This is a genomic window from Methanoculleus sp. UBA208 (assembly GCF_002498065.1).
Classification (GTDB): domain Archaea; phylum Halobacteriota; class Methanomicrobia; order Methanomicrobiales; family Methanoculleaceae; genus Methanoculleus.
This window is the reverse complement of record NZ_DAFZ01000012.1, coordinates 1-12,905: the sequence shown is the minus strand read 5'-3', so window position 1 is coordinate 12,905 and position 12,905 is coordinate 1. Positions and strand designations below refer to the sequence as shown.

Below are 12,905 nucleotides of genomic sequence, written 5' to 3'. Positions count from 1 at the left end.
CAGGAACGGAGCACGAGAAGCCGTTAGGCTTTGAGGGGGGTCTCCCCCCTCCCCTGTCCCCACCCCCCTGCGGGGCGATATCCCCACGGAATCCGTGTTATAGGTTTGCGGCTGGCTACGGTACGACGGACTAAGCACTCCAACGAAGCCTCGATTTGGGCATCCCAGTAACTGCAACCCGAGTAACGGTGCTTAAACTCCAGATGTCACATCAACTTCACTGCACCGAAAACCTTCACCAGCCCTGCCCCCAAAGGCCACGGCTCCGCCAACAATAGCAACCAGACACCAGCCTCAAAAGCCGCCACAACAGAAAAAAAAGAGATTTAGAGATACTCAGCCAGGACGTCCTTCAGCTCGAACTTGAACGGCCCGAGGCTGCCGCCGAAGTTCCCGGCGCTGATGAACTTCACGCCCGGCACCTTGCTTGCCGCACGGATGCCCTCGGCCATCGCGGTCCTGATCGAGTCCTCGTCGACGCCGTCGATGACGATCTCGTAGACCGCCTTGACGCCCTCGGGGACCTTGCTGTTCTCGACCCTGTCGCGGAGGGTCGGGCAGTAGGCCTCGTTCGTGCTTGCGCCCATGAACTTGTACTTGTTGCTCCCGACCTTCGAGCCGCTTGCGACGATGCCGCCGGGGAAGGGCGTGATGACACCGCAGACGCCGCTGATGGCGTCGACCGCCGCCTGGGCGGCCGTCAGGGCGGCCATCTGGTTCTCGCCCATGATGAAGAAGTTACCGCCCGCAACGCCCTTGACGGCGCCGAACTCTTCCTCACCGATATACTCGCCCTCCATGATCGGGATGGCCCAGACGGTCCTGCCGCCGACCTCGCGCTTCTCCTCGTAGCCGTCGCCGAAGAAGTGGAGCTTGACCGGGAGCTTCTCCGGGACCTCGGCGACGACGTCCGAAAGACCGTCGAAGACCGCCGTCGTCGGGGCGGTGAGGATGCACTCGGCGAGGCGCTCGACGACCTGCTCTTTGAGCTTCTTCTTGCTCGCACAGATCATGATTGCATAACCGGGCCGTCCGTCGGGGGTCTCGTCGGCGGAGACGAAGCAGTCGATACCCGCCTCTGCCGGACACCCGATGGTGGAAGTGGCAAAGCCGACGGCCTCCACTGCTGCCTTGTATGCCCACTCCTCGGTGACGGCGGTGATTATGGGCCGTGCCACCCAGGTCGGGAACGCCTCTGCATAGGTATCATCGATAGTAACGCCATTCAATTCCATGGACAGAATACACCTCGTTTGCTACAATGTTACGATGTGGACAGAATAAGGTTTCTTTTTTTCCCGGCGGCCGAGCAGGCCGGTGCCGGACAGTCATGGGAATCCAAACCGCGCGGCCGCCCTCCGGCCCCGTTTATCCACCGACATCCGCCCTCCCGGCAGGTAAATGTAAAAGGAACCGGGAAAGAGGACCCCGGGACACCCCGCGGTTCCCCCGTTGCACCTTCCAGGCGTGAAACGGCCATGCAACCCATACCACCAGCAGGGACCGGGTTAAGCATGCCCCGGGCAGGCAGGCCTGTCCGGCGGCGCTATCCCGGATGCGGCAAGCGGGATCGCGGGCACAGGATCCGGGTGTGTCCTTCCCGGCGAGCCCGGGCATCCATCACGGAGTGCTAAGAACCAACGGATACAGAAACGGTTACTCTCAACACCGCGCAACGCCGGGTGGGACACTATCGGGAGGGGTGATATGGTTACGCACGGCCAGCGAGGCTATCCGGGCCGCTCTCAACGCTACCGGGTCAAATCGGCCACCAATTTTCATCACAAACCCCGATCTATAATTTAAGGTTTTCCTTTTCCCTTCACCCCCGAAAGTGCGTTTGACGACGAGATTTTGAACATCGGATTAACATAACAACCGTTTTAATTTATAAAAATTGACGAATAATCATAGTTCTGGAATATAAGACTGCCGGATTTCAGAAAGTTTATGTATATTCTTTGACAATTCTTTTTATATCGATTTTTAATCGATCAGATCTGGTGCGTGATACCATGGCATTTGCATTGCACATCAATATGGAACGATGTACAGGCTGCAATAACTGCGTGGTGGCATGTCCGGTCGACGCTCTCGAGCTCTACACCGAAGATCCGGTGACGAAGGAGAAGATCTACAAGGTCAAAGACGGCAAAGCCGTCATCCTTGATTTCAACTCCGAGCTCTGCGCCGGTTGCGGCGTATGCGTCCAGGCGTGCCCCTATGGGGTTATCAAGCTTGCAGGACCGTGGGAGAGCCGGGCGAAGGCCCGAAAAGTGGAAGCCTAGGAGTGATACTAGAATATGGCATTGTTTCCAAAGTATTCCAAAACGCGGGAAGGACAGAACGTCATCATGGAGCAGAGGCTCCTGAAGGCCGTTAACAACCTGATCCTTAACGCAGAGACGTGCACTGGCTGCGGCATCTGTGTCGACGCCTGCCCCGAAGAGGCAATCGTGCTCGGACCCGTCGGTGCGACGCGCCGCGGGGCAATCGACTACGCAGAACCTGTCGACGTCAACCCTGAGAAGTGTTCGTACTGTGGTGTCTGTGTCATCATGTGCCCCTTCAACGCGATGACGCTCAAGATTGACGGGGAGGAGAGGCTCCCGATTCTTGAGAAGGAGGGATTCCCCACCTACGACATGGTCACCGTAATCGACGAGGAGAAGTGCGACTGTTGCACCATCTGTGAAGAAGCCTGCCCGAGGGACGCCATCAACCGTGATGTCCCCGCATTCGAGGGCAGCGACGAAGAAGGCAAACCGCGTCAGGCTGCACTGCAGACCAAGACGACGTTTGCCGTCGACACCGAGAAGTGCGACGTCTGCGGCATCTGCGGCGAGCTCTGTCCGAGCATCACCGTGGTCCGCAACGCCCCGAACCCCGAGACCGGCAAGATCGAAGGGGAAGTCAAGTGGGAGGAGGCCACCTGCGACGGGTGCAACATCTGCGTCGAGGCCTGCCCCCAGGAGTGCATCACCCTCGAACGCGAGATCATCAGCGACAAGCTGCCCGGCAAGGTCAACATCGAGCAGGACAACTGCTGCACCTGTACCTGGTGCGTCGAGACCTGCCCCCAGGAGGCAATCACCGTCGAGAAGATCTTCGAGGGAGATATTGAGATCAACCCCGAGAAGTGCCCCGGCGGCTGTTCGACCTGTGTTGAGGTCTGCCCCTGCAACGCGCTCTACCTGCCCACCCCCGTCCCGGCAAAGGAGATGAAGGGAGAGGTCGAGGCCAACATCGCCATCAACAAGGACTTCTGTATCCTCTGCGGTGCCTGCGTCAACGCCTGCCCGAGCGAGGATGCGATCATCCTGCGGCGGACTGGTATCCGGATGCAGGACAAGGAGACGGATCTCTTCAAGCAGATCAAAGAGAAACTGCTCGCCCCGAGGACGTCGAAGGTCAAAGAGACCGCCCCCGGAGAGGTCGAGGTCAAAGTTCTGGGAGAAGCAGAAGAGGCATGAGGGATAGCCAATGGCAGTGAAGAAAGACTATAAGGACCAGAATCTCGCTGAGAAACTTCGGGACAGGAAGTACTACGCTCCTGACAGCAACCCCGAGTTCCTCAAAGAAGTTGAGAATATCGGGCAGACGGCCGCCCACATGTGCTACCAGTGCGGCACCTGCACCGGTTCGTGCCCCTCGGCACCGCGGAGTTCGTACCGTATCCGGCTGTTCATGCGCAAGGCAGTCCTCGGTCTCGAGGAAGAGTGCCTCACCGACCCGGACCTCTGGCTCTGCACCACCTGTTACAGCTGCACCGACCGGTGCCCCCGCGACCTCGCGCCGACCGACGCGATCATGGCGATGCGGAACCTGGCGTTCAAGCGGGACATCGTTCCGCGCAACTTCCTCCAGACCGTCCAGCTGATCTACAAGTCGGGCCACGGTGTCCCGAACAACGACGCGAACCGTGCGGCCAGAAAGAAACTCGGCCTCGAGGAAGAGCCTGAGACGACGCACAAGTACCCCGAGTACCTGCCCGGTATCAGAAAGATCCTCGACCACTACAGGCTGAAAGAGAACGCGGACAGGATCCTCGCGGAGGGAGAGTGAAACCATGAGCGGAAACAATCACCAGTATGCATTCTTCCTCGGATGCATCGCCCCGAACCGGTACCCCGGCATCGAGGCGGCGGCCATCCGGACCAGCAAGAACGTCGGCATCGACCTTCTCCCCCTTAAGGGCGCAAGTTGCTGCCCGGCACCGGGTGCGTTCGGTTCGATCGACTTAAACGTCTGGTACGCAATGGCGGCCCGGAACGTCGTGCTCGCCGAGCAGATGGGCATGGACATCGCCCTGGTCTGCAACGGGTGCTACAAATCCATCTGGGAAGTCAACCACAAACTGAAGCACAACGACGAACTCCGCGACGGAGTCAACGAGGTGCTCAAAGAGATCGACATGGAGTTCAAGGGAACCGTCGACGTCTGGCACCTTGCCGAGCTCTACTACGACCCCGAGATCGTAGGCGTCAAGAAGATCGCCGACAGCATCACGCGTCCCCTGACCGGTGCGAAGATCGCCGTCCACTACGGCTGCCACCTGATGAAGCCCGGCAAGGAGCGGCACTTCGGTGACACCGAGAACCCGATGTGGATCGAAGAACTCGTCGCCGCTCTCGGCGCCGAGCCGGTCCAGTATCGCAACAAGATGCAGTGCTGCGGCGCCGGCGGCGGTGTCCGCGGATACGATCTGGCACACGCGCTCGATATCACGAACGAGAAGATGATCAATATGCAGGACGTAGGCGTCGATGCAGTCACCGAAGTCTGTCCGTTCTGCCAGCTCCAGTTCGACCGCGGTCAGATCGAGATCAAGGAGAAGTTCGGTGCCGAATACGGCATCCCCGTCCTGCACTACAACGAACTCCTGGGACTGGCTCAGGGCATGAGCCCGGACGAGCTCGCACTCGACCTTCATGCCATCGATGTTGAGCCGTTCCTGAAGAAGATCCTGTGAGGTGCAAATACATGGCAGAAGTCAAAAAGAACGAAGAGCCAAGAATTGGCGTTTTTGTGTGCCACTGTGGTACCAATATTGCGGGCTCCATCGACGTCAAGGAGGTCATGGAGTACGCCAGGACGCTCCCGAACGTCATCGTCGCCGATGACTACCAGTACATGTGCTCGACCCCCGGCCAGAACAAGATCGCGGAGGCAATCGACGAGCAGAAACTGACCGGAGTCGTCGTGGCGGCCTGTTCTCCCCGTCTGCACGAGCCCACGTTCCGTAACGCGACCAAGGCGGGCGGCCTGAACCCCTTCCGGTTCGAGATGGCAAACATTCGCGAGCAGAACTCGTGGGTGCACATGCACCAGCCCGAAGAGGCCACCGCAAAGGCAAAGGACGCAGTCCGGATCGCCGTGGCAAAGGCCTCCCTGCTTGAAGACCTCGTCCCGAAGAGCGTCCCCGTCGAGAAGGCGGCGATGGTCGTCGGCGGCGGTGTCGGTGGGATGCAGGCGGCGCTCGACCTTGCGAACGCAGGCATCAAGACCTACCTCGTGGAGAAGAGCCCCACGATCGGCGGCAGGATGTCCCAGCTCGACAAGACCTTCCCGACGCTCGACTGCTCGCAGTGTATCCTTACACCGAAGATGGTGGACGTTTACCGTAACGAAGGCATCGAGCTCCTCACCTACACCGAGGTCGAGCAGGTCGAGGGCTACATCGGCAACTTCGACGTGACCCTCCGGAAGAAGGCACGCGGTGTCATCACCCCAGAAGAGGCGGAAGCCCGCGGCATCGTCGGCGGCGGCTGTACCGGCTGCGGCGACTGTGTCGACGTTTGTCCGGTCATCAAGCCGAACCCGTTCGAGCTCGGCATGGCGCCGAGAAAGGCGATCTACATCTACCACCCGCAGGTCTCCCCGCTGATCTACACCGTCGACTTCGACGCCTGCGTCAAGTGCGGCCTCTGTGTCGAGGCATGCGGTGATAAGAAGGCGGTCGACCTCGAGATGAAGGACGAACTCATGAACGTCAAGGTCGGCACCGTCGTCCTCGCCACGGGATACGACATCTTCCCCATCGAGAAGAAGTTCGAGTGGGGTTACAAGAACTACGACAACGTCATCACGTCGCTCGAGTTCGAGCGCCTGATCTGTGCGTCCGGCCCGACCGGCGGTCACCTGGTCCGCCCGAGCGACGGCGAGACCCCGAAGAGGGTCGCGTTCGTCCTCTGTGCGGGCTCCCGTGACAACACCGGCGTCGGCAAGCCGTACTGCTCGCGGTTCTGCTGCATGTACTCGCTCAAGCACGCCCACCAGATCATCGAGAAGATCCCCGGCGTGGTGCCCTACATCTTCTACATGGACATCCGGTCCTTCGGGAAGATGTACGAGGAGTTCTACTACCGCATCCAGGACGAGGGTGCAAAGTTCATCCGCGGCAGGGTCGCAAACATCCTCGAAGACCCGGTGACCAAGAACCTCCACGTCAACGCAGAGGACACGCTCCTCGGCCGGCCCATCGACATGGAAGTCGACATGGTCGTGCTCGCGGCCGCCGTCCAGCCCACCGCCGAGACCGAGAAGACCCGGAGACTCTTCGGTGTCTCCTGCTCGCAGGACGGATGGCTCCTCGAGGCCCACCCGAAGCTGAACCCGTGCGGCACCACCACTGCCGGTGTCTACCTCGCCGGTGTCTGCCAGGGGCCCAAGGATATCCCCGACACGGTCGCCCAGGCGGAGGGTGCGGCATCCGCAGCATCCATCCCGATCCACAGGGGAGAGGTGGAGCTCGAGCCCTACTTCGCCCAGTGTATCGAGGAGAAGTGTGCCGGATGCGGACTGTGTGTCAATCTGTGCCCCTACAGCGCCCTCTCGCTCGTCGAGAAGGACGGACGGACGGTCATGCAGGTCACCGAAGCCAAGTGCAAGGGCTGCGGCACCTGCGGCGGGTTCTGCCCCGGCGGTGCAATCTGGATGCAGCACTTCGCAACGCCACAGATCGTTGCACAGATCGATGCGTTCCTCCTGGGAGGTGAACAGTAAATGGCAGACGAGAACTGGAAACCCAAGATCATCGCCATCATCTGCAACTGGTGTTCCTACGCAGGTGCAGACCTTGCCGGCGGTGCCCGTATTCAATATCCCCCCGACATCCGTGCCATCCGTGTGATGTGCACGGGCCGGGTCGACCCCCTCTTCATCCTGAAGGCATTCCAGGATGGGGCGGACGGCGTGCTCGTCTCCGGCTGTCACTTCGGCGACTGCCACTACCTTGAGGGCAACTATAAGGCAGCCAAGAGGATGTTCCTCTTGAAGAGTGTCCTCAAGAACATCGGCCTTGACGACAAGCGTCTCAGGATGACCTTCGTCTCCGCATCCGAGGGTGCAAAGTGGGGCACGGTCATGGAAGACGTCGTCAAGACCATCAACGAGCTCGGTCCAAGCCCGCTCAAAGAGTTTGCCAGATAATACCTTAGACAGGGGATGAACAAGAATGGCAATCAGAGTGAATTTGATCACGGGTCGCACGATCCAGCAGGGGGTGTCCATGGAGGCGGGGAAGGAAAAACCCGCCTACACCGCCGCCTGCGGGATCATCGAACTCGACCCGGCGGACTTTAAAAAGCTGGGTGCTTACCGCAACACGAACGTACGTGTCACCAGCAGTTACGGCAGTGTCGTCGTCAAAGCGGTCGATGCAACCCAGGGTCCTCATCCCGGTGTAGCATATATACCGATGGGGCCATGGGCGAACATGGTGGTCAATCCGAACACCTACTCGACCGGCATGCCAACCTTTAAAGGCACGCCGGTGGAGGTGGAGGTCGCCAAGACCGAACCCGTCCTCGGCTCACTGGAACTGGTGCGCAAGGGGTGCAGGGGTGAACTAGCATGACCAAGACTGTAACCGACGTTATCTGCCCGTTCTGCGGAACGCTCTGCGACGACCTCGAGGTCGTCGTCAGTGACGACGGCAAGGAACTCTACGAGGTCTACAACGCGTGCGCCATCGGCGCCGAGAAGTTCCTCCACTCCCAGGCAAAGGACCGTATCACCCGGCCCCGCATGCGGCAGGAAGACGGTTCCTGGAAAGAGATCTCCTACGATGAGGCAATCGAGTACACCGCCCGGATGCTCACCGATGCAAAGAAGCCCCTGATGTACGGCTGGAGTTCCACGAACTGTGAAGCCCAGGCCGTCGGGTCCGAGATCGGTGAGGCCGTCGGCGCGGTCATGGACAACACGGCAACCGTCTGCCACGGCACATCCCTTATTGCGGTCCAGGATATCGGGATCCCGAGCTGCACGCTGGGTGAGATCAAGAACCGTGCCGACCGGATCCTCTTCTGGGGATGCAACCCGGCGCACGCCCACCCGCGGCACATGTCCCGCTACTCGATCTTCCCCCGCGGGTTCTTCACCGGCAAGGGCCACACGGGCCGCAAGGTGATCGTCGTCGACCCGCGTCCCACCGACACTGCAAGCCTTGCAGACATTCACCTGCAGGTCGAGCAGGGCCGCGACTACGAACTCCTCGACGCGCTCCGCGTGGCGTTCAAGGGTGAGAAACTCCCCGACGTCGTTGCAGGCATCCCGAAAGCGAAGATCTATGAGGCTGCTGAGACGCTCAAGAGCGGCCGTTTCGCGATCATCTTCTTCGGTATGGGTGTGACCCAGTCGCTCGGGAAGAACCACAACATCGACGAGGCAATCGCGGTCACCCGCGACTTAAACGAGTACACGAAAGCAGCCATCATGCCGATGCGCGGGCACTACAACGTCACCGGCTCCGGCCAGGTCTGGGGCTGGCTGTTCGGGTTCCCCTACGCGGTTGACCTCTCCCGTGGATTCGCCCGCTACAACCCCGGCGAGACGACCTCCAACGACCTGCTCCGCAGGGACGAGGTGGACGCCGTCTTCGTCCTCGGAAGCGACCCCGGTGCGCACTTCCCGTTCAGTTCGGTGAAGAAGATCTACAACCGTCCGTCGGTCGCGATCGACCCGCACGAGACCCCGACCACCGAGGTCTGCAAGGTCCACGTCCCGGTCGCCTTCGTCGGCGTCGAGATTGGTGGATGCGCATACCGGATGGACAACGTGCCGATTGAGACGAGAAAGGTCGTCGAGCCCCCGGAGGGCATGATGACCGATGAAGAGTTCCTGAAACGCGTTCTTGGACGCGTCAAGGAGATCCAGGGGGTGTAAGCGATGGCAGAGTATCTTATCAAGAACGGTTTCGTCTTCGACCCGGTACTCGGGATCAAGGGCGATAAAGCCGATATCGCCATCAAGGACGGCAAGATCGTCGAGACAACTGCTCTCAGCAGCCCGAAAGTCATCGATGCCGCAGGGAAGACCGTCATGGCCGGCGGTGTCGACGTCCACGCCCACGTTGCCGGCCCGAAAGTGAACGTCGGCCGCAACTTCCGCCCCGAAGACAAACTCTTCGGTTACAAGCCCAGAAACGGCATCGAGCGGATGCAGGGCGGGTTCTCGGTCCCGACAACAATCAGGACCGGCTACAACTATGCCCGCATGGGCTACACGACCGTGATGGAAGCGGCCATGCCGCCGCTCTTCGCACGGCACACCCACGAGGAGATGCGGGACACGCCGATCCTCGACCAGGGCGCCTACCCGGTCTTCGGGAACAACTGGTTCGTGCTCGAGTACCTCAAGAACCACGAGATCGAGAACACCGCCGCCTACGTTGCCTGGCTTCTCAAGGCCACGAAGGGTTACGCGGTCAAGGTCGTCAACCCCGGCGGCACGGAAGCCTGGGGATGGGGCCTGAACTGCGAGAACGTGCACGACCCGGTCCCCTACTTCGACATCACCCCTGCCCAGATCGTGACGGGCCTCATCGAGGCGAACGAGTACCTTGGTCTCCCGCACTCGATGCACGTGCACGCGAACAACCTCGGCAACCCCGGCAACTACACGACGACGCTCGACACGTTCCAGCTCTCGGAGGGTATCAAGCCCAACAGCAAGTTCGGCCGCGACCAGGTGATGCACCACACCCACGTCCAGTTCCACTCTTACGGCGGTGACAACTGGGGCAACATGGAGTCCAAGGCCAAGGAGATCATGGACTACGTGAACTCGCACGACAACATCACCATCGACATGGGCCAGGTGACGCTCGACGAGACCACGACCATGACCGCCGACGGACCGTTCGAGCACCACCTCACCGAACTGAACCACCTGAAGTGGGCCAACGCCGACGTGGAGCTCGAGACCGCCGCGGGTGTCGTGCCCTACGTCTACAGCCCCGGGATCAAGGTCTGCGGCATCCAGTGGTGCATCGGCCTCGAACTCGCGCTGCTCGCAAAAGACCCGATGCGGGTCTTCATCACCACCGACCACCCGAACGCCGGGCCGTTCATCCGCTACCCGCGGGTTATGAAGTGGCTCATGAGCCAGGAGGCCCGTGAGCAGCAGCTCGACGCGTTCAAGCACAAGGACAAGGTCATCGACGCGACCAATGTCGCCGGTATCGACCGCGAACTCAGCCTCTACGAGATCGCGCAGATGACCCGCACCGGACCGGCAAAATCGCTCGGTCTTTCGCACATGTACGGCGGGCTTGCGCCCGGCCTCGAGGCGGATGTTGCAGTCTACGACTTCAACCCGAACGAGCCCTACGCGCCCGACGACATCGAGAAGGCGTTCCTGAACGCGGAACACCTCTTCAAGACCGGCGTCCAGGTCATCCGCGACCACGAGATCGCGAGCAACGGCAACAAGCGGACGCTCTGGGTGAACGCAAAGGTCAACGAGAACCCGCAGGTGATGCGTGACGTCAAGGAGAAGTTCCTCCGCTACTACACCGTCACCCTGAACAACTACGAGGTTACCGGACACTACCTCCCGAACCCGTACGTGATTGAGGTTGATGCCACACAGTGAGGTGAGAAGGATGGAAACTGTTACACTCACCATAAAGAACCAGCCCGATCTGTATCTCGAGGCCGACAACATCACTCCCGATGCGTTCGCCGGGAAGAAGGCGGAAGAGATCGCCGGCCTTCACGTATATGTGGGAAGGGAGCAGCACCGGCTCGGAGACTTCTTCGAGGTCTCCGGCAATGCCGGGGCAACCCCGGAAGAGACGAAGATCGTCGTCAACGGCGACCTCTCCCGGGTCAAGTACATCGGCATGAAGATGGCCGGCGGCGAGGTCGTGGTGAACGGCAACGCCGACATGTACGTCGGTGCCTGGATGCAGGGCGGCAAGCTCACGGTGAACGGGAACGTTGACGCCTTTGCCGGAACCGGCATGAAGGGCGGCGAGCTCGTCATCAACGGCAATGCCGGGAACTACCTCGGTGCCGCGTACCGTGGAGACTGGCGCGGCATGCAGGGCGGCAAGATCGTTGTCAAGGGCAATGCGGGAAGCGATCTCGGCACCTTCATGAACGGCGGCGAGATCGTCGTCGGCGGTGACGTAGACGTTCATGTCGCCACCCATGCCGAGGGCGGAAAGATCGTCATCAAGGGCAATGCAAAGAGCCGTCTGGGCGGCCAGATGGTGGAAGGCGAGATCTATGTCCTTGGCGACATCGATGTCATGATGCCGGGCTTCGCATACCGCGAGGATGTCGATATCGAGATGGACGGCATCAAAGGGCGGTTTGCTCTCTACGAGGGTGACCTCGGGGAGCGCCACCGAAAGAGGAAAGGTCAGCCGATCTACGCTAAACTCTACCAGCAGATCGGGGCCTGAACCCCCTATTTTCTTGCCGCGCATAGAGGCCGATGCCGATTGTCGGAGATTGGATGTAGTCGGCGGAATGATCGTAACACGAAGTAGCACAATTTTGCACAAATCATGCCACCAGGGAGATGGCGTGATACTCTTGTTATCCTGTGCGATCGACTATTATTCAGCAGATATTTAATATCGCACTTCAGATATATATCTGATCATAGACATAAATAGCAATGCTTATATCATCAGAGAAAGTTACTATCTTTTTGTCCCACGAGGACGTGCAGTAGTCACCATCAGCCACAGTCAGCGATGCTTTTAGCGTTCACTTCACATTACCGGACTGTATGCACTTAAAGAGGGTAATGGAGGAAAATTATGGCAAAATACAAGGAAACTATTGACCTGTACGATGATGCAGGCAAGCAGTTGAAGAGTGGTGTGCCGCTTGAGAAGATCAGCCCGCTGGTCAACCCGGCGACCCGGAAACTCATCGACCTTACCAAGAGGACGGTCGCAGTCAACCTCGGAGGCGTTCAGGAAGGCCTGAAGGCCGGAAAGGTAGCGAAGGGACAGGTCCTCGGGCGCGAGATGAACCTCGACATCGTCGGCAACAAGGACGCCATCATCGCCAAGATCAAGGAGATGGTCCAGGTCGAGGAAGGCGACGACACCAACATCCGTGAGTTCGGCGGCGGCAAACTGATCCTCGTCGAGGTTCCCAAGACTCGTCTCGAGGCGGCATCCACCTACGATGCAGCGATCACCTCGGTCGCATCCGCGGCAACCTACGCGATCATCGAGCAGTTCGACGTCGGCATGTTCGATGCGGCCATGGTCAAGGCTGCACTCTGGGGTTCCTATCCGCACACGATGGATCTTTCCGGTGCCAATGTCACGTCCATCCTGTCGATCCCCCAGAACAACGAAGGTCTCGGCTACGCGCTCCGTAACATCCCGGTCAACCACGCCGTGATGATCACGAACAAGAACGCGATGCAGGGAGCCGCACTCTCGTCCACCTTCGAGCAGGCAGGAATGTTTGAGATGGGTAACGCCATCGGACCGTTCGAGCGCGCCCATCTGCTCACCTACGCCTACCAGGGCCTGAACGCGAACAACCTGGTCTATGACCTCGTCAAGGCAAACGGAGCATCCGGAACCATCGGTACGGTCGTCCAGAGTCTGGTCGAGCGCGCCGTTGAGGACAAGGTCATCGCCCCCG

The 12,905-nt window shown here is 60.0% G+C and carries 11 protein-coding genes and 1 pseudogene; 11 read left to right on the top strand and 1 reads right to left on the bottom strand.

Translation table 11 applies throughout. The features are described 5' to 3' along the window. Window positions 1–326 precede the first annotated feature (326 nt). Window positions 327–1,235, bottom strand: coding sequence for a formylmethanofuran--tetrahydromethanopterin N-formyltransferase (gene fhcD / locus BRA62_RS00890; RefSeq protein ID WP_292364171.1), 909 nt, complete (start codon window positions 1,233–1,235; stop codon window positions 327–329). A gap of 780 nt (window positions 1,236–2,015) precedes the next feature. Here fhcD and BRA62_RS00885 point away from each other — a divergent pair. The 11 genes and pseudogenes from BRA62_RS00885 to BRA62_RS00835 all read left to right on the top strand — a co-directional run. Continuing rightward, window positions 2,016–2,288, top strand: a complete 273-nt coding sequence (locus tag BRA62_RS00885; protein ID WP_214019326.1) for an indolepyruvate ferredoxin oxidoreductase subunit alpha — start codon at window positions 2,016–2,018, stop codon at window positions 2,286–2,288. 15 nt (window positions 2,289–2,303) lie between these two features. Beyond that, window positions 2,304–3,473, top strand: coding sequence for a 4Fe-4S binding protein (locus BRA62_RS00880; RefSeq protein WP_292364170.1), 1,170 nt, complete (start codon window positions 2,304–2,306; stop codon window positions 3,471–3,473). Window positions 3,474–3,483: 10 nt separating this feature from the next. Beyond that, the gene (gene hdrC, locus BRA62_RS00875; RefSeq protein WP_292364168.1) at window positions 3,484–4,065 is read left to right on the top strand and encodes a CoB--CoM heterodisulfide reductase subunit C; all 582 of its coding nucleotides are present in this window, start codon (window positions 3,484–3,486) and stop codon (window positions 4,063–4,065) included. 4 nt (window positions 4,066–4,069) lie between these two features. Beyond that, entirely contained in the window at window positions 4,070–4,972 is a 903-nt protein-coding gene (gene hdrB / locus BRA62_RS00870; protein ID WP_292364167.1) for a CoB--CoM heterodisulfide reductase subunit B, read from the top strand. A gap of 11 nt (window positions 4,973–4,983) precedes the next feature. Further along, complete coding sequence (locus tag BRA62_RS00865; RefSeq protein WP_292364166.1) at window positions 4,984–7,005, top strand: CoB--CoM heterodisulfide reductase iron-sulfur subunit A family protein; 2,022 nt, start codon at window positions 4,984–4,986, stop codon at window positions 7,003–7,005. Then, entirely contained in the window at window positions 7,006–7,431 is a 426-nt protein-coding gene (locus BRA62_RS00860; RefSeq protein WP_292364165.1) for a hydrogenase iron-sulfur subunit, read from the top strand. Window positions 7,432–7,456: 25 nt separating this feature from the next. After that, window positions 7,457–7,858, top strand: coding sequence for a molybdopterin dinucleotide binding domain-containing protein (locus tag BRA62_RS00855; RefSeq protein ID WP_292364164.1), 402 nt, complete (start codon window positions 7,457–7,459; stop codon window positions 7,856–7,858). Beyond that, window positions 7,855–9,168, top strand: coding sequence for a formylmethanofuran dehydrogenase subunit B (locus BRA62_RS00850; RefSeq protein WP_292364163.1), 1,314 nt, complete (start codon window positions 7,855–7,857; stop codon window positions 9,166–9,168). Before BRA62_RS00855 ends, BRA62_RS00850 begins: the two co-directional genes overlap by 4 nt. A gap of 3 nt (window positions 9,169–9,171) precedes the next feature. Then, window positions 9,172–10,878 carry a formylmethanofuran dehydrogenase subunit A gene (locus BRA62_RS00845; protein ID WP_292364162.1) on the top strand — a complete coding sequence of 569 codons (1,707 nt, stop codon included), beginning with the start codon at window positions 9,172–9,174 and terminating at the stop codon, window positions 10,876–10,878. Window positions 10,879–10,888: 10 nt separating this feature from the next. Beyond that, window positions 10,889–11,695, top strand: coding sequence for a formylmethanofuran dehydrogenase subunit C (locus BRA62_RS00840; protein WP_292364161.1), 807 nt, complete (start codon window positions 10,889–10,891; stop codon window positions 11,693–11,695). A 363-nt stretch (window positions 11,696–12,058) separates the two neighbouring features. After that, a pseudogene (locus BRA62_RS00835) lies at window positions 12,059–12,905 on the top strand (methyl-coenzyme M reductase subunit beta); the annotation flags it as partial.

Bases quoted from the DNA above. Each gene is read 5' to 3' on its own strand.
- hdrB (WP_292364167.1), top strand. From the start codon at position 4,070: ATGAGCGGAAACAATCACCAGTATGCATTCTTCCTCGGATGCATCGCC.
- BRA62_RS00845 (WP_292364162.1), top strand. From the start codon at position 9,172: ATGGCAGAGTATCTTATCAAGAACGGTTTCGTCTTCGACCCGGTACTC.
- BRA62_RS00865 (WP_292364166.1), top strand. From the start codon at position 4,984: ATGGCAGAAGTCAAAAAGAACGAAGAGCCAAGAATTGGCGTTTTTGTG.
- BRA62_RS00850 (WP_292364163.1), top strand. From the start codon at position 7,855: ATGACCAAGACTGTAACCGACGTTATCTGCCCGTTCTGCGGAACGCTC.
- BRA62_RS00855 (WP_292364164.1), top strand. From the start codon at position 7,457: ATGGCAATCAGAGTGAATTTGATCACGGGTCGCACGATCCAGCAGGGG.
- BRA62_RS00880 (WP_292364170.1), top strand. From the start codon at position 2,304: ATGGCATTGTTTCCAAAGTATTCCAAAACGCGGGAAGGACAGAACGTC.
- hdrC (WP_292364168.1), top strand. From the start codon at position 3,484: ATGGCAGTGAAGAAAGACTATAAGGACCAGAATCTCGCTGAGAAACTT.
- fhcD (WP_292364171.1), bottom strand. From the start codon at position 1,235: ATGGAATTGAATGGCGTTACTATCGATGATACCTATGCAGAGGCGTTC.
- BRA62_RS00860 (WP_292364165.1), top strand. From the start codon at position 7,006: ATGGCAGACGAGAACTGGAAACCCAAGATCATCGCCATCATCTGCAAC.
- BRA62_RS00885 (WP_214019326.1), top strand. From the start codon at position 2,016: ATGGCATTTGCATTGCACATCAATATGGAACGATGTACAGGCTGCAAT.
- BRA62_RS00840 (WP_292364161.1), top strand. From the start codon at position 10,889: ATGGAAACTGTTACACTCACCATAAAGAACCAGCCCGATCTGTATCTC.